Annotated in this window: 23 protein-coding genes; 15 read left to right on the top strand and 8 right to left on the bottom strand. The window is 44.2% G+C overall.

Features of this window, described 5'->3' with window-relative positions:
- Positions 1-7 precede the first annotated feature (7 nt).
- Together GFS24_RS05960 and GFS24_RS05955 are read right to left on the bottom strand one after the other, a co-directional pair.
- The gene (locus GFS24_RS05960) at positions 8-949 is read right to left on the bottom strand and encodes an alpha-E domain-containing protein (RefSeq protein WP_153658666.1); all 942 of its coding nucleotides are present in this window, start codon (positions 947-949) and stop codon (positions 8-10) included.
- A 17-nt stretch (positions 950-966) separates the two neighbouring features.
- A complete protein-coding gene (locus tag GFS24_RS05955; RefSeq protein ID WP_153658665.1) occupies positions 967-2415 on the bottom strand; it encodes a circularly permuted type 2 ATP-grasp protein in 1449 nt (482 codons plus the stop codon).
- A gap of 299 nt (positions 2416-2714) precedes the next feature.
- Here GFS24_RS05955 and leuC point away from each other — a divergent pair, with 299 nt between their 5' ends.
- From leuC to leuB, 6 genes are all read left to right on the top strand, one after another.
- Positions 2715-4115, top strand: a complete 1401-nt coding sequence (leuC, locus tag GFS24_RS05950; protein WP_153658664.1) for a 3-isopropylmalate dehydratase large subunit — start codon at positions 2715-2717, stop codon at positions 4113-4115.
- Between the two features lie 21 nt (positions 4116-4136).
- On the top strand, positions 4137-4733 hold the full coding sequence (leuD, locus tag GFS24_RS05945; RefSeq protein WP_153658663.1) for a 3-isopropylmalate dehydratase small subunit: 597 nt from the start codon (positions 4137-4139) through the stop codon (positions 4731-4733).
- A 51-nt stretch (positions 4734-4784) separates the two neighbouring features.
- Positions 4785-6278 carry an alpha-isopropylmalate synthase regulatory domain-containing protein gene (locus GFS24_RS05940; protein ID WP_153658662.1) on the top strand — a complete coding sequence of 498 codons (1494 nt, stop codon included), beginning with the start codon at positions 4785-4787 and terminating at the stop codon, positions 6276-6278.
- A gap of 178 nt (positions 6279-6456) precedes the next feature.
- Positions 6457-7848 carry a hypothetical protein gene (locus tag GFS24_RS05935; RefSeq protein WP_153658661.1) on the top strand — a complete coding sequence of 464 codons (1392 nt, stop codon included), beginning with the start codon at positions 6457-6459 and terminating at the stop codon, positions 7846-7848.
- 123 nt (positions 7849-7971) lie between these two features.
- Entirely contained in the window at positions 7972-8481 is a 510-nt protein-coding gene (locus GFS24_RS05930) for a hypothetical protein (RefSeq protein WP_153658660.1), read from the top strand.
- 56 nt (positions 8482-8537) lie between these two features.
- Positions 8538-9611: a 3-isopropylmalate dehydrogenase gene (gene leuB / locus GFS24_RS05925; protein ID WP_153658659.1), complete on the top strand. Its 1074-nt coding sequence runs from the start codon at positions 8538-8540 to the stop codon at positions 9609-9611.
- Positions 9612-9662: 51 nt separating this feature from the next.
- Here the strand turns inward: leuB and GFS24_RS05920 are convergent, their stop codons facing one another.
- The 3 genes from GFS24_RS05920 to GFS24_RS05910 are packed head-to-tail and all read right to left on the bottom strand — an operon-like array spanning position 9663 to position 11115.
- The gene (locus tag GFS24_RS05920; protein WP_153658658.1) at positions 9663-10148 is read right to left on the bottom strand and encodes a hypothetical protein; all 486 of its coding nucleotides are present in this window, start codon (positions 10146-10148) and stop codon (positions 9663-9665) included.
- A 21-nt stretch (positions 10149-10169) separates the two neighbouring features.
- Positions 10170-10640 (bottom strand): hypothetical protein, encoded by a 471-nt coding sequence (locus GFS24_RS05915; protein WP_153658657.1) that lies wholly within the window; start codon positions 10638-10640, stop codon positions 10170-10172.
- A 13-nt stretch (positions 10641-10653) separates the two neighbouring features.
- Positions 10654-11115, bottom strand: a complete 462-nt coding sequence (locus GFS24_RS05910) for a hypothetical protein (RefSeq protein ID WP_153658656.1) — start codon at positions 11113-11115, stop codon at positions 10654-10656.
- Between the two features lie 126 nt (positions 11116-11241).
- Here GFS24_RS05910 and GFS24_RS05905 point away from each other — a divergent pair, with 126 nt between their 5' ends.
- The 7 genes from GFS24_RS05905 to GFS24_RS05875 all read left to right on the top strand — a co-directional run bounded on the left by GFS24_RS05905 (position 11242) and on the right by GFS24_RS05875 (position 17911).
- Positions 11242-12423 (top strand): exo-beta-N-acetylmuramidase NamZ domain-containing protein, encoded by a 1182-nt coding sequence (locus GFS24_RS05905; RefSeq protein WP_153658655.1) that lies wholly within the window; start codon positions 11242-11244, stop codon positions 12421-12423.
- 122 nt (positions 12424-12545) lie between these two features.
- A complete protein-coding gene (gene kaiC / locus GFS24_RS05900; protein WP_153658654.1) occupies positions 12546-14255 on the top strand; it encodes a circadian clock protein KaiC in 1710 nt (569 codons plus the stop codon).
- Positions 14236-14553 (top strand): circadian clock KaiB family protein, encoded by a 318-nt coding sequence (locus GFS24_RS05895; RefSeq protein WP_153658653.1) that lies wholly within the window; start codon positions 14236-14238, stop codon positions 14551-14553. The genes kaiC and GFS24_RS05895 overlap by 20 nt, the downstream gene beginning before the upstream one ends.
- Position 14554: 1 nt before the next feature.
- Positions 14555-14878, top strand: coding sequence for a circadian clock KaiB family protein (locus GFS24_RS05890; protein WP_153658652.1), 324 nt, complete (start codon positions 14555-14557; stop codon positions 14876-14878).
- Between the two features lie 49 nt (positions 14879-14927).
- Positions 14928-16265, top strand: a complete 1338-nt coding sequence (locus tag GFS24_RS05885) for an ATP-binding protein (RefSeq protein WP_153658651.1) — start codon at positions 14928-14930, stop codon at positions 16263-16265.
- A complete protein-coding gene (locus GFS24_RS05880) occupies positions 16228-16617 on the top strand; it encodes a response regulator (protein WP_153658650.1) in 390 nt (129 codons plus the stop codon). The genes GFS24_RS05885 and GFS24_RS05880 overlap by 38 nt, the downstream gene beginning before the upstream one ends.
- A 199-nt stretch (positions 16618-16816) precedes the next feature.
- Positions 16817-17911 carry an adenylate/guanylate cyclase domain-containing protein gene (locus tag GFS24_RS05875; RefSeq protein WP_153658649.1) on the top strand — a complete coding sequence of 365 codons (1095 nt, stop codon included), beginning with the start codon at positions 16817-16819 and terminating at the stop codon, positions 17909-17911.
- On the opposite strand, the gene GFS24_RS05870 is transcribed toward GFS24_RS05875, so the two are convergent.
- The 3 genes from GFS24_RS05870 to GFS24_RS05860 all read right to left on the bottom strand — a co-directional run bounded on the left by GFS24_RS05870 (position 17912) and on the right by GFS24_RS05860 (position 20061).
- Complete coding sequence (locus GFS24_RS05870) at positions 17912-18661, bottom strand: class I SAM-dependent methyltransferase (protein ID WP_153658648.1); 750 nt, start codon at positions 18659-18661, stop codon at positions 17912-17914. It abuts the gene before it with no gap.
- Positions 18662-18725: 64 nt separating this feature from the next.
- Entirely contained in the window at positions 18726-19223 is a 498-nt protein-coding gene (locus GFS24_RS05865; protein ID WP_153658647.1) for an ester cyclase, read from the bottom strand.
- Between the two features lie 70 nt (positions 19224-19293).
- Positions 19294-20061 carry a helix-turn-helix transcriptional regulator gene (locus GFS24_RS05860; protein WP_153658646.1) on the bottom strand — a complete coding sequence of 256 codons (768 nt, stop codon included), beginning with the start codon at positions 20059-20061 and terminating at the stop codon, positions 19294-19296.
- 71 nt (positions 20062-20132) lie between these two features.
- Here GFS24_RS05860 and GFS24_RS05855 point away from each other — a divergent pair, with 71 nt between their 5' ends.
- The gene (locus tag GFS24_RS05855; protein ID WP_173002980.1) at positions 20133-20717 is read left to right on the top strand and encodes a TetR/AcrR family transcriptional regulator; all 585 of its coding nucleotides are present in this window, start codon (positions 20133-20135) and stop codon (positions 20715-20717) included.
- Between the two features lie 67 nt (positions 20718-20784).
- Positions 20785-21513, top strand: a complete 729-nt coding sequence (locus GFS24_RS05850; protein WP_153658644.1) for an SDR family NAD(P)-dependent oxidoreductase — start codon at positions 20785-20787, stop codon at positions 21511-21513.
- Positions 21514-21547 lie beyond the last annotated feature (34 nt).

Below are 21547 nucleotides of genomic sequence, written 5' to 3'. Positions count from 1 at the left end.
GAAAAGCTTAAGAATATGAGAAAAAGTTCTGGGCCAGTCTCCTGGCAAACACTACCAGTTCTCCGCGGATATCTTCCAGGAATTGCGGGAGCGTTTGATCGTTCAGTGATTCCATATCTGTGTAGCGTACTTTACTGTGGATCCTTCCCAGGTGCCGCATCAGGTTCGCATTATCAACAGAGTTGTTTTGTTTGATCACTTCCGCCAGGTGCCTTTCTATCCTTGCCAGCGAGTAAATAACGGAATGCGGAAATTCTTCGTTGAAGAGGATCTGGTGAATAACGTTATAGTTGTAATTGGAAGAGCCATATGTTTTCAGATGCAGTTCATAACCGGAGAGGGACATCAGCAGGTAACGCCATTGCATGATATCTCTCATCTCATCCAGTTTGTAATTGATCAGTGCATATTGCTTGCTGATCAGTACGAGGGCTTCCAGGCAGCGTTCTATATATTTGCCGAGGTTCATGAAATGCCAGCCGGTGCCGCGTGCCATCGTAATATCTGTAACACCTGCATACATTACACTGTGGCGTGTAAAGAGCCCCAGTACTTCAATCGCTTCATAACTGCCCAGCCTTCCTTCCAGCGAGGAGTAGTTCATCAGGTGATACACAGAATTCACTTCTTCCCATACTTCTTTGGTGATATGGTCCTGCACACCTCTTGCATTTTCGCGGGCGCGGCTCATGATCATTTTCAGGGAATTATCATTGGTGGTATCTGTGATCAGTTTCTTTAAGGATGCGCCGGTATCATTTTCTATGGCAGCTATCTCTTCCTCCGGGGTAATGCTGAACATTTCCAGCACGGGCCGCCAGGTGAGGTTGCCGTTCACGTCTTTATCAAAGGAAAGGATGTAATGGGTGGAAACTACTCTTAGCAGTCCGTCTGCCCGTTCCATGTATCTATTCAGCCAGTATAATGAATCTGCAATTCTACTCAGCATGCTGTGTTTTTTCGTAATTAAAAATCTACCACCCAGGTGTCTTTACTGCCGCCGCCCTGTGAAGAATTCACGACCAGGGAGCCTTCCCGCAGGGCTACTCTTGTGAGGCCACCGGGAACTATCTGCACACCTTTGGGGCCGTATAATGCATATGGGCGAAGGTCTACATGCCTTGGCTGAAAAGCGCCGTCTATGAAACAGGGTACGGTAGACAGTTTGATGATGGGCTGGGCAATGAAACTGCGGGGATCTTTTTCAATTTCCTTCCTGGCTTTATTCCATTCTTCTTCTGTAACGCTGTTACCCATTACCATTCCATAACCACCGGATTGGTTGGTACGTTTTACCACCATGTTCTGAATATTGGCAAACACATGTTCACGTGCATCTTTATTCACCAGTTCGTAGGTAGGGATATTGGAAAGTATGGGTTCTTCGTTGAGGTAGTATTTGATCATGGCCGGCACGTAAGCATATACGGCTTTATCATCTGCCACACCATTTCCTAATGCATTCACGATGGCCACATTTCCTTTGCGGTAAGCACTCATCAAACCTGATACACCTAATGCACTGTCCGGCCGGTAGGTGAGGGGATCGAGGAATTCATCATCCACCCGCCTGTAGATAACATGCACTGGTTTGAGGCCATTGGTAGTTTTCATATATACCTTATGGTTATCCACCACCAGGTCTCTTCCTTCTACTAAGGAGATCCCCATTTGCCGTGCGAGGAAAGCATGTTCGTAATAAGCGGAATTATAGATACCGGGTGTAAGCAATACCACAGTGGGATTACTTACTTGTGTGGCGGCCATCTGTTTGAGGATGTCGTGCAGGATGAGCGGGTAATTGCTGACCCTTCTTACGTGGTTGGCCACCAGCATATCCGGGAAGATGCGTTTGGTGACTTCCCTGTTCTCTAACATATAACTGACGCCGGAAGGTGTGCGGAGGTTATCTTCCAGCACATAGAAATTACCATCTTCCCCACGGATCAGGTCAATGCCGGAAATATGTAAATAGATATCATGCGGAACTTTTATGCCATACACATCTCTGTTGTAATGCGGGCAGGAGGAGATCAGTTCAGGCGGTACTACTTTATCCCGCAGGATGGCCTGTTCACTGTAAATGTCTTTCAGGAAAAGATTGAGGGCTTTGAGTCGTTGTGCGATCCCTTTTTCCACATGGTCCCATTCCTTACCGGTAATGATACGGGGAATGATGTCGAAAGGGAAGATCCGCTCAATGCCGGTATTGTCACTGTAAACGGTGAAAGTGATGCCCTGGCTGAGGAAGAGTTCGCCGGCAAATTTGTCCTTCTGCTGAAGGATGCTGACGTCCAGTTGTTGTAAAGCGTGAAAAACTTTGCTGTAATGCTCGCGCACCTGGTCTGTGTCTCTCATTTCATCCCAGATGCCTGCTGTACTGCTGTATTCATGAAGCAAGGTCGGTGAACCCATATCCCATCTGTTTTGGTAAATGATATACTGAAATTACATATGTATTAATGGGAAGGGATTATTTTTGTCGAACTACTAAAATAATTACTATCCGATGATAATATACGAAGAAAAATGCTTTTCTAATGCATGTACTGTTACTGTAATGTCACATAATTATAAATTGAATATCTCAAAGATAGTATTTATTTATTCCCTATTTCAGCACGGTATTAGAAAATATCTGGAATTAATGCTAAAAATGTGGATAAAATTTAACAATTTTGTAGTTACGTTTTAAAATATGAAAAATGAGCCAAATGCCTGCTACATTATTTGACAAAGTATGGGATTCACATGTTGTCAGGAAGATTGAAGACGGACCTGACGTGTTTTTTATCGACCGGCACTTTATTCATGAGGTGACCAGTCCGGTTGCCTTTCTGGGTTTGGAAAGCAGGAAGCTGGGGGTGATGTTCCCGGAGAAGACTTTTGCTACAGCGGATCATAACACGCCCACCATCAACCAGCATTTGCCGGTGAAGGATGCGCTTTCTGCCAATCAGCTGAAGGCTTTGGAAACGAATTCGGCCAAATACGGTATTTCCCACTGGGGTCTTGGAAACCCTAAGAATGGTATTGTGCATGTGGTAGGACCAGAAAATGGTATCACCCTTCCGGGTATGACCATCGTTTGCGGAGATTCCCATACTTCCACGCATGGCGCTTTTGGTGCTATTGCTTTTGGTATTGGTACTTCTGAAGTGGAAATGGTATTGTCTTCTCAATGTATCATGCAACCCAAGCCAAAGAAAATGCGTGTGCAGGTGAATGGCAAACTGGGTAAAGGGGTTACTCCGAAAGACGTAACGCTGTATGTTATTTCAAAACTGACCGCAGCAGGTGCTACCGGTTATTTTGTGGAGTATGCCGGCGAGGTGTTTGAGAACATGAGCATGGAAGGCCGCATGACGGTTTGTAATATGAGTATTGAAATGGGTGCGCGCGGCGGTATCATTGCGCCGGACGAAACCACCTTTGCATATATTAAAGGAAGAGAGAAAGCGCCGAAAGGAGAAGCATGGGATAAAGCCCTCGCTTATTGGAAAACACTGAAAACAGATGCCGGTGCGAAATACGATATGGAGCATGTATATGATGCAGCTGATATTGAACCAATGATCACGTATGGTACCAATCCCGGTATGGGCATGGGTATCAGTCAGCATATCCCGCAGGCAAAAGAAACCGGCGGCAGTGCTTCCAGTTATGGTAAATCCCTGGATTACATGGGCTTCCATGAGGAAGATGCCATGCTGGGCAAAAAGGTGGATTACGTATTCATCGGTAGTTGCACCAACGGGCGTATTGAAGATTTCCGCGCATTTGCCTCTATCGTAAAAGGCCGGAAAAAAGCAGAACATATCACTGCATGGATCGTACCCGGTTCTCATATTGTGGAAGCACAAATTAAAGAAGAAGGTATCCTGGATATTTTAACAGAAGCAGGATTTGAATTGCGCCAACCAGGTTGCTCTGCCTGCCTGGCCATGAATGATGATAAAGTACCTGCCGGTAAGTATGCGGTAAGTACCAGTAACAGGAACTTTGAAGGCAGACAAGGCCCCGGTTCCCGTACCATGCTGGCCAGCCCTTTAGTGGCAGCTGCAGCAGCGGTTACTGGTGTTGTTACAGACCCAAGATTATTAATGGCAGACTAATCATCAATTAAAAATTAAACAATGGCTTACGATAAATTCACGATACTCACCAGCTCAGCGGTTCCCATGCCTATTGAGAATGTGGACACTGATCAGATCATCCCCGCCCGTTTCTTAAAAGCTACGGAGCGTACCGGTTTTGGTGATAACCTTTTCCGTGACTGGCGTTATAATACAGACGGCACACCTAAACAGGATTTCGTTTTAAATAATTCCATCTACTCCGGCAAGATCCTGGTAGCAGGGAGGAACTTTGGAAGCGGCAGCAGTCGCGAGCACGCAGCATGGGCTATTTATGATTATGGTTTCCGTTGCGTGGTATCCAGTTTCTTTGCAGATATCTTTAAGAACAACTCTTTGAACATAGGCATCTTACCTGTACAGGTGAGCGCGGAATTCTTAGATAAGATCTTCACAGCTATTGAAGCAGATCCCAATGCCCAGGTAGAAATTAACCTGCCTTCCCAAAAGATCACCATCCTGGCCACAGGAGAAAGTGAATCTTTTGATATCAATACTTACAAGAAACTGAACATGACCAATGGTTATGATGATATTGATTATCTGCAAGCCATGAAGGGCGAAATAGAAACTTTCGCCGCGAAGAGTATGTACTAAACAAGCCCACGAATTATTATGCCATCTTCAGCCCAGCGCTACATAGAAATAATGGATACCACGCTCCGCGATGGTGAACAAACGAGCGGCGTTTCTTTTTCCCCTTCTGAAAAATTGACCATCGCCCAGCTTTTATTGACCGAAGTAAAAGTAGACCGCATTGAAATTGCGTCTGCCCGCGTATCGGAAGGTGAATTTGCTGCGGTGAAGGCTATTACCAAATGGGCTAAGGGAAAGGGTTTATTGCATAAGGTGGAAGTACTGACCTTTGTGGATGGCGATGTTTCGATACAATGGATGCTGAAAGCAGGTGCACAGGTGATGAACCTGCTTACTAAAGGTTCTCTCAATCATTTAACACACCAGTTAAAAAAGAAACCGGAAGAACATTTTGCAGAAGTGGCAGCGGTGATCAAACAGGCAACGAAGAAAGGCCTGGAGTGTAATGTATACCTGGAAGACTGGAGTAATGGGATGCGTCATTCCAAAGACTATGTTTTCCAATACCTGGATTTTCTAAGCACCCAGCCGGTAAAACGGGTGATGCTGCCGGATACTTTAGGTATCCTCACACCTGCAGAGGTAACTGCATTTGTATCAGAAACAGTGCAACGCTACCCGAAAATTCACTTCGATTTTCATGCGCATAATGATTATGACCTGGGCACAGCCAATGTACTGGAAGGTGTAAAAGCCGGCGCCCATGGTATACATCTCACAATCAATGGAATGGGAGAGCGGGCTGGGAATGCTCCTTTAGCCAGTGCCATTGCAGTGCTGAATGATTTTATGCCGGAGCTGAAAACGGGTGTGGCGGAAGGGTCTCTTTATACGGTGAGTAAACTGGTAGAAACATTTTCCGGCTTCCGGATCCCGGTGAACAAACCGGTAGTGGGAGAGAATGTGTTCACCCAAACTGCCGGTATTCATGCTGATGGTGATAAAAAGAACAAGCTGTATTTCAGTGACCTGATCCCTGAACGTTTCGGCCGTACGCGTAAATACGCTTTAGGCAAAACAAGCGGAAAAGCGAACATTGAAAATAACCTGCAGCAACTGGGCTTGCAACTCTCAGAACCTGATCTGAAAAAGGTAACACAACGCATCATTGAACTGGGTGATAAAAAGGAAGTGGTAACACAGGCAGATCTGCCTTACATCATTTCCGATGTATTGGATAGTAATATGATAGAAGAAAAAGTAACGGTGCTGGACTACGTGCTCACGCATTCCAAAACGCTTAAACCTTCTGTAACACTGCGTATCTCTATCCAGGATGAGATCTTTGAAGAACATTCACAGGGAGACGGGCAGTATGATGCATTCATGAATGCATTGAAGAAAGTATACAAAAAGCTAAAACAGGACCTGCCTGTGCTGACAGACTATGCCGTACGCATCCCCCCAGGCGGTAAGAGTGATGCTTTGTGCGAAACGATCATTACATGGCGTTATAATACCCGGGAATTCAAAACCCGCGGATTGGACAGTGACCAGACGGTTTCTGCCATCAAGGCCACACAGAAGATGCTGAACTTAATTTAAGATATTGAGGCACAATAGAAAACCTGAATAGCCCCTAAGGCTATTCAGGTTTTTTTTATTGGAACAAAAAATCTGCTTAACTTCCCTATAGCAGTAAGGCAAGAATACTATAGCTCCATTTTCCTAACTACCCTAACCCAAATTCATCGATCTATTCTATTACCCTAAATCTAATCAGATGAAGAAATCCCTTTTTAGCCCATGGCTACGATCCCTATTTGCTGTTTGTTCCATTATTCTTCTCCTCACTGTTGGCTGTCACAAAAACAAAGATGACACGACCGTTGAAATTTCATCCGCTGCTTACTTTACCCTCTCCGCAGATGCAGACACAAGATTGCCATTACTGCTCACGCAGGTAAAAGCAGCAGAAACCAAAGCTCCTTTTTTCGCAGACATCGTACAAAAGTACGGTGACCCCGTATGGGACAAAGGTATTATTGGTGAACGAGGCACTACTACCGTGTATGCCATTCCCCTGAAGCCACAAGGCAAAGGGCTTTCGGGTTGTATCGTCTTTGAATTGGGAGAAGAACTCCGGTTTAAAGTGTATGAGAACCGCGACTTTTTCCGTTATGGCTTCAGTACCCAGAAAGGAGCGGTAACAGGAAGAAAAGTGCGCAATCTCATGATGGCCCTTAACTTCAGGCTTCCGCCGGATGATCCCAACAACCCGCTGCCTCCTGTACCTCCTGAAGAAGAATGTGTGAATACCGTACGGGAAGCTCAGTTGCTGGAACAGGCCAGGGCAGCTAATCCCGGGAAGAAACTGCAATTGCAGAACAGGATGATCTCAGTAACAACCTGTTATTCCTGGACAACCTGTACTGGTGATGGTAATGGTAACTGCGTTGGCCAGATATACTATCACGAGGAATGTGTCACTAATACTTATTGGTATCCTGATAATGGTGGTGGTGGAAATTCTGGTGGTGGAGGAAGTGGTGCCGGCCCCGGTGAAGGTGGTGGCGGTGGAGGCGGCGCTCCAGGTAATCCTCCTTCTAATCCACAAGATCCACAAGATCCTTGTCCTCCTATTGAGGAGCCGCTGCCAGATCCGGTTCCCGTTGCTGAAGAAGATATGCTGGAATTACCTTGCCCTAGTTCCTTTAATTTGGTAAGGCAGGCCAGCTGGCAATCTTGCGTTACCACAAACTATCGGTTCGGTTTATTTAACCGTGCCGGTAATCAGTTGAACTATTACGTAGAGATAGGTGCTATGGAAGTGGGCTTGCCCTACACTACTTACAATGGTACTATCATTCATCATGCAGCGGCACAGGCAATGATCACACAAGCCGCTGTACTGGCCGAAGGAGAGGCACTTGCTGCGTTGAGTGCATACCTGATCATCAATCCCCATATTCCGCCAAGCCAGGTTAATTATGAACATTACAAGCAGATCTTTAAATCGCAATTAAAATGGCACCTGGATAACTTCCTGCGAAGTGATTATTATGACGACGATGAAAAGGTTAAACCCAGCCGGGTAACTTTTGATTCCGCCAGTTTCGGATTGAAAGATGCCACGAAATACAGGCCGTTTAAATTCAGAGGAGTAGATTGCTGACCATAAAAAAGCAGGTATCTCCGGATACCTGCTTTTACTGATATGATGCGAATTTGCCGATCTATACTATATTCTTTAATTTGGATGATCATCCCGGTAAAACTTATCGGTCAAAAAACAACTATGCTCCATGATCATGGTATTGGAAAGATCCATTTAGGTGAAAAAATAACAGATGTAAAAGAGGTGATCCCTTTCCGGGACTTTGCACAGGCAAAGGATTACATCTTACAACCAGGACCTTCGTCCTTCTATTATTATACGGGCGATATACTCAGGGCCACTGATAGTATTGAATTACTGCTGGCAATAGAACATATCTTCATTGGTGTGGATCAAAACAACCGGATCAATATCATTATCGTACATTTCTTCAATAACCCTGAGCAGGACGTTCCCGGTGTTCTGACGAAATATTATGGAGAACCTTCCTCAATATCAGGTATACAGGTAGAAAACATGCCCGTGCGGCAGCATATCTTCTGGAATACGGCGGACAAGGAAATACAGATCGGGTTTTCAAGCGCCACAACTGGTGATGCTGCCACTTATCCTATGATGGTTTACACCCGTACACGCGAGATCTCCTTATTGCGCAAATACGCTGTGGTGAAACGGACATGGCAATTCTGAATTAGCTATTAAAATACAGATTTACTGCGTACTTTTGGGCTCTTCAAAACAACAGCATGGCAACTAAACATATTTTAATTGTTCCCGGTGATGGTATCGGGCAGGAAGTTACCGCAGTAGGTAAAAAGGTTTTAGATAAAATAGCGGCAAAGTTCGGCCATACTTTTACCTATGATGAAGCGCTGATCGGCCATGTGGCTATTGAAGCCACAGGCAATCCCTTACCGGATGAATCCCTGGAAAAGATGCGTAATTCCGATGCAGTACTGTTTGGTGCAGTAGGCCATCCTAAATATGATAATGATCCTTCTGCAAAAGTAAGACCTGAACAAGGCTTATTGAAAATGCGGAAAGAACTGGGTTTGTATGCTAACCTTCGCCCGATTAAATTATTTGATGAACTGCTGGATGCTTCCAGCATTAAACCGGAAATATTAAAAGGTGCGGATATCTTATTCTTCCGTGAATTAACCGGAGACATTTACTTCGGTGAAAAAGGCAGAAAGAACAATGGCGATACGGCTTATGATATTGCCGAGTATAGTCGTTATGAAGTAGAACGCATTGCCCGCAAGGCCTTTGATGCTGCCAGAACAAGACGGAAGAAATTATGCTCTGTAGATAAAGCAAACGTGATAGAAACTTCCCGCCTCTGGAGAGAAGTAGTGCAGAAAGTTGCATTGGAATATCCTGATGTGGAAGTAGAACATCAGTTCGTAGATGCTACTGCCATGCTGCTGATCAAAGACCCGCGTCGTTTTGATGTAGTGGTAACGGCTAACCTTTTTGGGGACATCCTTACAGATGAAGCTTCCCAGATAGCTGGTTCCATGGGTATGCTGGCGTCAGCTTCTATTGGAGATGGTACAGGTGTGTATGAGCCTATTCACGGTTCTGCGCATGATATTACAGGTAAAGGTGTGGCCAATCCATTGGCTTCTATTTTGTCTGCCGCTTTGCTGCTGGATATTTCCTTTGGCATGAAGGAAGAATCTGAGCTGGTGATCAGTGCTGTAGATAAAGTATTGAAAGAAGGTTTCCGTACAAGGGATATTGCAGATGCCAATACCGCTGCGGATAAAATATTAGGTACAGAAGCAATGGGAGCAGAAGTACTGAAGTTCCTCTAAGATCTTAGATGGTTTGTATATGGCCCGGGTAACATGGTTATCCGGGCTTTTTTATGCCTGGGAGCGGGGCTGGCGAATACTCCAGTCTTTCTCCATACGGAATAGTTTCCATAGGTAAGTGGCTAATAAAACACCTAAAAAGCCATAAGTACCCCAGAAAATTGCGGTTATTTGAGGTGTAACAAATGTTCCTGCTACTGAGTAGGCAGTCTCAACAACGCTTACAAATCCGTTCATAATGGCTATTTTAATAGCCCAATCCTTTTCTTTTAAAAGCCCATATGCTGCGACTATTGTAAACAAGGAATTGGCAAGTGCTAAGGCCTCTTTAAAGGTGATGGTAGTTTTGGGACTAATCGAAAATATGCCTAAATCAAAACTGCCTATTCTGGAATACTCTATAATTGCTATAATGACCTGGAGGGGGCATATAATAATGAACAACCAGGAGAAAAAGATGATCCACCAGGGAAGCAGGTCTTTTCTCAGGAGTACATTGAAGTCTTCTTCAAATATTGAAGGCTGTGTTTCTGGCATAGGGATATGTTTATATAATTATTATGGACGGCTGATATCCCATTGAGGGCTTATCTTATGCAATGTCCACAGGTATAACACTAATAGGAATATTTCTATTCTGGGTTGAATGGTCCCACCTGGCTGATCATCAAAAAAGGGATAAACTGCCGAAAAGATGCTGATTAACAGGTTAATTACTGCATCTGCTATCGCAACATTGATCGCCCAACTCTTTCCTGATAATAGCCCGTATGATGTAACTGCTTTAAGTGCAATCCAGATAAACAGAATAGTGCCCATGATTGTTTTCGCATCTGATGCGGTAGTTTCAAACCCCTCCATGGTGAAAGTGCCGAAAAGCAAAGCAAGCAGTAGCAATATCCCTATACCACCCATAAACAGGAAAAACCAGCTGCAAACCTTGATCCACCAGGGAAGCAGTTCTTTTCTCCGCGGTTTAATAAAATTCTCTATTTCACTATCAAAGATGGATGGTTGTTTTTCTTCCATGCGGTATGTGTTTTTATGCACCAACCCTGCTATCCCATTCATTTCTGATCTTTAGCAGTTTTCTTAAAAAGAAGAATAATGCGATCAATTCAATTCTGAATGTAAAAAAACCATTATTGCCTGGTAAAGCGATCATGGTGTATACACAGATCACGATGCCAATGAAAGCATCTGCCATGGCCACATTAACACCCCAATTCTTTTCTGCCCAAAGGCCATAAGCGGCGATACCCTTGAACATCATGATACCTATAAGTAAGAGTCCTGTAGGAGTGAGAGGATCTCCGTTGCTTGATAAACCGTATATAACCAGGCTAGCCCGCATGCCGGCAAGGCCCGTGATCAACAGGATAACAGCAGAACCGCCCATGAGCATAAAAAGCCAGTTGAAAACCTTGATCCACCAGGGGAGCAGGTCTTTTCTACGAAGAGCTTTGAAGTCCTCTTCAAAGATAGATGATTGTATTTCTTGCATCAGGCAGGTGTTTGTTTCAGGCAGATTCTTCTTCAAAGAGGAAATCTTACACAGGTATAAGCTATATTTATGATATCAAGATACGGACTTCTTTTATAATTTTATAATGGCCATCAACCAATTACCATGCGTCTACGTTTGCTCGCTTTACTTATCATTATTCCTTTTGCCGGTTTTGCCAAAGACCCGATCCTTACCGGGGCGGATCAGCTATCTGCTTACCTGCCTTACCTGAAAGGTAAAAAAGTGGGCATGCTGGTGAATCAAACTTCTGTTATTGGCGGGAAGTCCATCGTAGATAGTTTACTTACTTTAGGCGTGAACATTAAAATGATCTTTGGCCCGGAGCATGGCTTCCGTGCAAATGCCAGTAATGGAGCTGTGGTGGCGGATGAAATAGATCCGAAAACGGGTATACCTATCATCTCTTTATATGGTGCGCGGAAGAAACCTACTAAAAAAGAACTGGATGCGCTGGACATTATGCTTTTTGATATCCAGGATGTGGGCTGCCGTTTTTATACCAATATCAATACATTAAGGGATATCATGGAAGCCTGTGCTGAAAATGGCAAGGAACTGATCATCCTGGACCGCCCTAACCCTAACGGCTATGTGGATGGGCCTATATTAGACATGAAATACAAATCCGGCATCGGGCAATTCCCTGTTCCTATCACGCATGGCATGACGGTAGGGGAGTTTGCGCAAATGGTGAACGGTGAAGGATGGATGGCAGGGAAGGTAAAATGCAAGCTGAAGATCATCAAACTGAAAAACTATACGCACGATATGGACTATACGCTGCCGGTGGGACCATCTCCTAATCTGAATACGCAGCAGTCTGTATTGCTATATCCATCCTTGTGTTTATTTGAAGGAACTATCATCAGCCAGGGCCGTGGAACGTACATGCCCTTCACTGTGCTGGGGGCACCTTTATTAAAAGGGATCTATCCGTTCACCTTTACGCCGGTAAGTATCCAGGGGAAGTCAGAAACACCTTTACACAAGGATGAGGCCTGTTATGGACTTGATCTCAGGAATTTCAATACGGCTGCTATCCGCAAAGCGGGAAAGGTGAACATTAAATGGATGATGGACCTGTACAAGGCGTACCCGGATAAAGCAAAATTCTTTGACAGGTCGCAAAGCAGGCAAATAGGGAATATTGATTATCTGGCAGGCGTTGCTGTATTTAAAGAACAGATCATTGCGGGGAAAAGTGAGGAAGAAATTCGCCAAAGTTGGGAACCGGGATTGAGCAATTATAAGAAGATGCGCAAGAAGTATGTTTTATATCCCTGATAAACAACTTGTTATGAATTATGTGAAAAACCTGCGATTTTCGCAGGTTTTTCTTTTTAGCGAAGGCATGGGAATTGTTGATAGGAAACAGCAGTAATGTCTCATTAATATAAAAAGTCTACATGGCCGCAAAGAAGAAAATAACTAAAACCACCTTACCTAAAACTCCCACAGGCATCATAGGTCTTGATGAAATAACACTTGGCGGTTTACCTAAAGGGCGTCCTACACTCATTTGCGGAGGAGCGGGAGCAGGAAAAACACTTTTTGCCATTGAATTTGTTGTACGGGGTGCCATGGAGTATGGAGAACCGGGTGTGATCGTGACTTTTGAGGAGAAAGCAGAAGATCTGCAAATGAACGTGGCTTCCCTGGGATATGATCTGAAGAAAATGCAGAAAGACGGGATGATCAGAATGGACTTTGTGCATATTGACCGCAGTGAGATAGAAGAAACCGGAGAATATGATCTGAGTGGACTGTTTATCCGTTTGAATCATGCTATAGACGCTATTGGTGCTAAACGTGTAGTGCTTGATACGATTGAAAACCTCTTTGGGGGATTGACGAATGAAGGTATCCTGCGGGCGGAATTACGCCGGCTTTTTGCATGGCTGAAGGAGAAAGGAGTAACAGCTATGATCACTGCGGAGAAAGGAGATGGTACTTTAACCCGCCATGGGTTGGAGGAATATGTATCAGATTGTGTGATCCTTTTAGACCATCGGGTGATCGACCAGATCTCTACCCGCCGTTTGCGTGTGGTAAAATATCGTGGTTCCGAACATGGCACCAATGAATATCCTTTCCTGATAGATGAAGATGGTATCTCCGTATTACCCATTACTTCACTGCAGTTAGATAATAAGGTTTCATCGCAAAGAATATCCTCCGGTATTGCCGGCATGGACCAGATGCTGGATGGAAATGGGTATTTCCGGGGCAGTTCTATACTTGTATCCGGAACAGCGGGAACGGGTAAAACCAGTATTGCTGCTACTTTTGCAGATGCAGCCTGCAGGCGGAAGGAGCGTGTTCTTTATTTTGCATTTGAGGAATCACCTGCCCAGATCATCCGTAATATGGGTTCCATCGGCCTGAGCTTACAGCAACATGTGGATGCTGGCCTGCTTCATTTCCATGCATCACGACCAACTTTGTACGGGTTGGAAATGCACCTGGTGACTATTCATAAGAAAATAACAGAATTAAAGCCCCGCATTGTTATCCTTGACCCGATCACCAATCTGATCACGGCGGGTTTAATGCCAGAGGTAAAATCCATTTTGATACGGCTGATCGATTTCCTGCAATCAAACCAGATCACGGTGATGTTTACGGCACTTAATTTGAACACAATAGTTAATGAACAGACAGATGAAGGCGTTTCCTCACTGGTAGATACATGGATCACAATTAAATATATTGAGACCAATGCGGAGCGTAACCGTGGATTATATATTATGAAGTCGCGCGGCATGAAGCATTCCAATAAGGTGCGTGAATTTGTGATCAGTGATGATGGCCTTGACCTGGTAGATGTATATAACGGTCCGGATGGCATACTTACGGGATCTGCCAGGGAAGCACAGCAAGTGAGTGAAGCTACCGGCGCAGAAATGCGGAAATATTCATTAGGACGGAAAGACAAACAAATAGACAGGAAACGCAAAGCGCTGGAATCGAAGATCGCTTCTTTGCATGAAGAGTTTGATACCATTCAGGACGAACTGAGTCAGACTTATATAGAGGAGGATCTCCGTAAAGAGATCATGGAGAAGAACCGTCATCAGTTATCACAAAAGCAGAGCAATGGTAAAAGAAAAAATTAAGCAGGCGAAAATAAAGGAAGAGAAATGGGAGCTGCGGTTATATATAGCGGGTAATACACCTAAATCCATGACTGCACTGGCTAATCTGAAAAAATACTGCGAACAGCATTTGCCGGATAAATATACCCTGGAGATCATAGATCTGTTGGTGCAACCGCAACTGGCGGCAGGTGATCAGATCTTTGCGATTCCAACACTGGTACGCAAAGTGCCTGTGCCTATCCGTAAAATAATAGGCGACTTGTCTAATGAAGAAAAAGTATTGGTTGGACTCAACATCAGACCTGTAAAAAAGTAAAATGCAAAAGAAAGAAGAACAGCAGTTGAACAGTCGTCCATCAGCCCCAAAAGTTGAGTTTGTTCTTCGCTTATTTGTAACGGGCGCTTCGCCCAATTCTGTGCGTGCTATTGCAAATCTGAAAGAACTTTGTGAGGAGTATCTGCCAGGGCAGTATTCGCTGGAGGTGATCGATGTTTACCAGGAGGCATCTGTTGCCCAACAGGAGCAGATCGTGGCGCTTCCTTTGCTGATAAAGAAATCACCTTTTCCGGAACGGAGAATGATTGGAGACTTATCAGATACAGACAAAGTATTAAAGGGCCTTGGGCTGAAAGCTCATTAAATGGAACAGCAGCCATTGTATTTAAGGCCCTGGATTAAAAGCTTATTAAATGGAGGAACAGTTAACAAAAAGTATTGAATCGCTGGAGGCTGAGCTGGAAGAATTACGGCATCAGCTATACGAAGCACAGGAAACGATCGATGCTATCCGCACCGGGCAGATAGATGCTATTGTAGTGAATGGCAGCAATGGTCATGAACTGTATACATTGAAAACAGCAGACCATTCCTACCGGGTATTTATTGAAAAAATGACGGAAGGTGTTGTAAGCCTCAATCATGAAGGTATTATCCTTTACTGTAATTCCCAGTTTGCCTCTTTGCTGAACATGCCCATTTCCAGGGTGATCGGCACCCCTTTCCAGGATTTTGTGCCGGAAGAAAACAAACGCAGCATAAGACGATTGTTTGAAGAAAGCTGGTCCAAAGACTGCAAAGAAGAAGTGACATTGCATACCTGCGATCTCGAAATTCCTGTGCTGCTTTCGCTGACGGCGCTGGAGTTTAACGAGAACATGGCCCTAAATATTATTGTTACAGACCTCACCATACAAAAACGTACACAGCAGCAACTGGAAACAACCAATGCACAGCTGGCGGAGATGAATCATGAACTGGAACTGAGCAACCACGACCTGCAACAGTTTGCCTCCGTAGCTTCCCATGATCTGCAGGAACCTCTCCGGAAGATTCAGATGTTTTCCAATCTTTTAAAGAACCAGAACAAAGAGATCCTTTCTGAAGAATCCCAAAGGTTCCTGGATAAAATAATGAATTCCTCCAAGCGGATGAAAACATTGATCCTGGATGTACTCAGCTATTCCAGGTTGTCCGCCAACAACAATGTATTTGAACCCGTTAACCTCAATGATATTACCAAAGAATTGCTGGATGACTTTGAACTGATCATCCAGGAGAAAAAAGCAGAGATCAGGGTGGGAGATCTGCCTGTTATTGAAGCTAACAGGGGCCAAATACGGCAGGTATTCCAGAATATGGTATCCAATGCCCTGAAGTTTTCAAAACCGGATCTTGCTCCTGTTATTGAGATCAGTAGCACCTACCTTGTGGAAAAGTTCTTTGATGGGCTGCCACAGCCTGATGGGCCTTATTGTTTGATACGAATAAAAGATAATGGCATAGGGTTTGACCAGAAATATCAGAACCATATCTTTGCATTGTTTGAGCGGCTACATTCAAAAGATAGCTACGAAGGCAGTGGGATAGGCCTGAGCATCACGAAAAAGATCATTGAGAAACACGATGGTCTTGTGCATGTAAGGAGCACATCCGGAGAAGGGGCAGAATTTTTATTGTTACTCCCCGTCTCCCAGGAGAAAAACAAACAACATGCATCTGCGCAAGAAGATCTTATTGGCCGAAGATGATCAGGACGATCAGGATTTTTTCCATGACTTTTTACATGAGAGAGAGGATATTTTTTTACTACCCATTGCCAGTAATGGCGAAGAACTTTTAGATTATTTAGCCAGTACCACCGAACTGCCTGATGCCATTATACTGGATCAGAACATGCCGAAACTCAACGGCCTCCAAACTTTACAGTTACTCAAAGACACCAGCCGGTATTCCAATATTACGGTGATGGTGTATTCCACTTCTACAGACGATAGCCTCATCAAAAGAAGCAGCTTGCTGGGCGCTACTTTGGTGGTGAGCAAACCCAGTAGTTACAAAGGATATCAGCGGATGATAGATGAGCTGATCAGGCATTTGTAAAGGGGTTTGCCGCGCAGCAAAGGGCGGTTTTTTCTTTTTTGAGAGGAGAAGTTTTTGGGACGATGGTTGGGGGGGGGAAGAGGAATGCAGGCATTGTTTTTTAAGAAGAATAAAGAACAAACCGCTGAAGGGAGTGACACAACGGCGGCTGAATAGCCATTCCACAGCCTGTTACAAAAATCCTTATATTCGGCTTCGGATGCAAAATAAGAAATGGGATTATACAAGTTTAGCCCGGAGATTTTCCGCGAGATTTCCGCTACTCAGCTATCTGGGTATACAGATCAATTTCTGGATATTAGCCAATATCTTCCTGGTGAGCCTGATGCATTTGCAGGCTTTATCTATCCAGGAAACGTTCAAGGGAAATGAACTGATCCGCTTTGATAAAGTACTCCTGCTGGCTGTTGTGCTGGGTTTGCTGTATGGCATTGTACTCGGGTTAACGGACCGGTACCTGGAACGATTTTATAAGCAACTTTCCCTTGGTAAGATCATCCTGTTTAAAACAGGCGTTTCCGTTAGTGTGATCATTATGATCGTGGTATTGCTCAGGGCTTTCTTTTTTGGTTTAACCATCAGCGAACAATCCTGGGAGTATTTCTTTTACATCCTGGTGATCTATTACCTGCTGATGACCCTCATGTTAAGCTTCATTAACCAGGTGAACAGGAAATATGGCCCTGGGGTACTGGTGCCTTTATTGTTAGGCAAATACAGAAGCCCAAGGGAAGAAGAAAGGATCTTTATGTTCATGGACCTGCAATCTTCCACTACGATTGCAGAACAGTTAGGTCACCTGAAATACAGTTCCTTTATCCGGGACAGCTTTATGGACATTAATGAAGTGCTGTTACCGCATAATGCAGAAGTATATCAATATGTGGGCGATGAAATTGTAGTGACCTGGCGGATAGATGAAGGGCTGAAGTTCCTTTCCTGCATCCGTTTCTTCTTTGCCTGTGAATATAGGTTCTTTGAGCGGGAACAATATTACATGAGCAATTACGGGGTGCTTCCCCGCTTTAAAGCTTCGCTGCATATGGGTAAAGTAACGGCTGTGGAGATCGGTGAAGTGAAACGGGATATTGCGTATCATGGGGATACGTTAAATACTGCTGCACGGATACAGAGTGTTTGCAATGATTATAATAAACGGCTTTTGATCTCCACTTACATGCTGGAGGCTATTGGTGCCAATTCCGGTATCCGAACAGAAACCATTGGTATGATCCAATTAAAGGGCAAAGCCACAAAGGTGGGCATTGCCAGTGTAGAAGGACTGGATGCCTGATCATACTGACCCTGTAAAGATCTCTGTATTATAATGAAACTTAATAGTGCCATTTACCTGGTGGCGCTGAAAAATATCCTTTAATAACTGCTGAAACGTTTCATCTCCTGCGGGTACGTAAGAAGATGAGTTAGCCCTGCCAAGGAAACCGGCTTCATCAAATTCCTGGTAACTCGGGAACACTACCTTTTCATATTTCTTTTCTTTAAAGAATGCCCTGAAATCAGCCGGAGATAATTTCTGGTGGTTCACTTCGTTGTAGTCGGCTGTTTTTTCACGCAGCAGCTGATCATAGTCTTTCGCAAAATTGTCTGTATCTGTTATCCGGTTGTTCCAGATCAGTGAGACCTTTCCCGCAGGTTTTAGGATCCTTTGGAATTCTTCCTTTGCTTCCTGGGTATTGAACCAATGGAAGGCCTGTGCACAGACGATAAGGTCTATGGAATGGTCCTTCAGGGTGGTTTTGCTGGCAGGCGCGTCTATGGAAGTGTAATTAGGGTATTCCTTCAGCATGGCGTCTGCTGCTTCCCGCATTTCGGCGTTAGGCTCTATGGCGTAAACTTTGCTTCCTGCGTCCAGCAGATGTTTGGTGAAGATGCCTGTACCGGAGCCAATGTCTGCTACGGTGGAGTTTTGGGTTAAGTCCGTTTGCCTGCGGAGATAAGTGATCACTTCGGGCGGGTAATCAGGTCTGTATTTGATATAGTTCTGTACCCGGTTGGAAAATCGTTGGGTGGAGTCTTTTGCCATAAGGTAAAGATAAGGAATCCATAAGGAATACCTTATCTTTAGCCTATGTCAAGCCTATGTGAAGCTATTTCGTAACCTTTGGTGCTTCCACCGGTAACACACCCAATTGTTGCAAAAAGCCCAGCCGGTCTGTGAACACCTGTGAGGAGATGACTTTACCATCTTTGAAAAGGAAGATACCCAGCCCGTCATTGGTAACCTCTTTACCGGTGGCGGCATAATCTGTGTACTGGCCGTTATGGGTGCCATGTAATTTCCATCTTACCATTACTTTATCTCCTTCAGCGATCACTTCCTGGACATTCCATTGAACATCTGAGAAACCTTTGATCAGTTGGTCTCCCGGTATGCCAAATCCTTCCGGTCCTTTTACACCACGGATACCTACAAATTCCGGGGAGATATATTCTTTCAATAATCCCAGGTTCCGCTTGTTCAGTGCTTCGTCATAAATTTTTCGGATTACTTCTTTGTTCTTTTCCATGGTTTCATTTTTAATAGTCTGTGCGCCAGCCATGCCGGCCATCTGCAGCATAACTAACAGCATATAAATTGATTTCATTTGTGATGGTTTGTTTAGCAAAACTATCAACAAGTGAGATCCTGACCTTGTAAAAAATCATTGATCTGTTTTACCAGAGGGGAGGGGTCTTGATAAAATCTGTGGGTGTTTTTCCGGTGAAGAGTTTGAAGTCCTTATTGAAGTGGGGCTGATCAAAATAGCCGGCATTGAAGGCTACTTCGGAAAGAGTTTCTTTGGTGAATCCACTGCTCACAATGGATTTCATACGGATGATGTTGGAAAACTGTTTGGGAGAAACACCTATTACGCGTCTGAAACGTTTTTCAAAAGCATCCTGGCTGATATAGAGGGATTGGGCGAGTTCTTTTATTTTCAGTATTCCTTTGGCGGCGTGGATCTTTTCCAGGGCGGCTAAGACTATTTTGTCCGGTTCTCCGGGGTAGAGTTTAGTTAGGAGGTATTGTTCTATGAGGACTATTCTTTGGATGTTGTTCTTTGCTTCGGCTAGTTGTTCTTCTACATCTGCTACATCTTTATACATGTTATTTAATGCGATGCTGCTGTCGTATAATTCGTACAAGGGTGCTTTAATGAATGCGTTGGCGCCGGCTTCATTAAATACTACCAGCAGGTTGGCGGAGTTTTGACCGTAGTTCACCAGCTTGCCGGATTTCCTCAGGCCGGAGATAGTGGCAGTGGGGAGTTCATTCTTTACATCGTTTTCCAGGAAGCTGACGTGACCTTTAAAGCGGAAGACCATCACCACGGAGGTATCCGGTAAAATCCTGTTCACCTGTTCATCCTGCATTTCAACGATCATGTAATGCTTGATGAAAGGGCTTAAAGCGGGGGATGGTATGTGTTTTTCTACGTTCAATTGTTAATGAAGGTAAGATTATTAAAGAAATATTTGGCGATAAGACCGATCGGTCTTATCTTTGTGTTGTTATGGCAACAGCAGAAAAAACAAGGCAGTTCATTATAGAGAAAGCTGCTTCTATCATAAATCAGAAGGGTATGGCGGGAACGTCTATCTCTGATATTATGGCTGCTACCAAACTGGCGAAAGGTGGGATCTATGGGAATTTTGAGAACAAGGATGAGATCTGCCGGGAGGTGTTTGCTTACCTGATGAAAGGGTTAAACGATGGAATACAGCATGTGCTGTTGAGTAAACCTACTCCCAAAGAAAAGTTGCTGGCTTTACTGGATCATTACCGGGACCTGGCGGTGAATAATATGGGTGGTTGCCCCATGCAGAATTTTGGAACAGAGTCTGATGATACAGATCCTTTTATTCAGGGACTGGTGCAGGATGCGGTGAAATTAACGCAGAACAGGTTGAGCCAGTTGATTAAAGATGGTATCCAGGCGGGCCAGTTTAAAGATTCCGTGAACCCTAAAGAAATGGGTATTAAGATCTTTGCCCTTGTGGAAGGTGGGATATTGACCAGCAGGGTATTTGGCAACAATCAGCAAATGAAATTAGTGATCAATATGATGAAGGCAGAAATAGAGGCATTTAGTGTCTGATTTTTTTTGCCTAATAAAAGACCGATCGGTCTCTGTACATTGTCTTAACAAATCAAACATAAATAAAATGAACATTCAAGGTAAAACAGCACTTATAACCGGCGGTGGCCGTGGCATCGGATTCTTCATTGCCAAATTATTTTCTTCTAAAGGCGCAAAGGTGATCCTCACCGGCAGGAACGAGGTTACGTTGAAAGAAGCAGTTGCTTCTATTCCTAACGCTTCCTATATCGTGGCCGATGTAACGAATGAAAAAGATCAACGTAACCTGGTGCAAAAAGCAGGTAACATTGACATCCTGGTGAATAATGCCGGGATCTTACTGGGCGCGCAGGCAGATGGCGGAGCGGACTTTATAGCTAAAGCAAAAGACGAAATGAACACGAACTACTTTGCAGTACTGGAATTAACGGAACTTTTCCTGCCGGTATTGAAACAAAGTGGTGATGCTGCGATCATTAATATCCAGTCTATTTTGTCCTACCTGCCTATTACGATGGCTTTAACTTATAGTGCATCCAAAGCAGCGTTGCATTCTTATTCTCAGGGGCTCCGCATTGTGCTGGAACAAAAGGGTGCCGGAGTAAAAGTATTTGAAGTGTTCCCTCCATATATAGACACGGATATGACGAAAGGGGTGGAAGTAAGTAAAATGAAACCGGAAGACCTGGCGACAGATATTTTGGAAGGTGTAGAGAATGATCTGTATGCTATCAGAAGTGGTTTAACGAAAGATGTGTATGCGAATTGGCATAAGGCTCCGGAAGCTACTGTGGCAGCGATCAATGGATTGTGATTAGATGTGTTAGTGAAGAGCGCTATGAGAGGAA

Source organism: Chitinophaga sp. SYP-B3965, assembly GCF_009647655.1.
GTDB lineage: Bacteria > Bacteroidota > Bacteroidia > Chitinophagales > Chitinophagaceae > Chitinophaga.
This window is presented reverse-complemented; position numbering and strand designations above follow the sequence as displayed.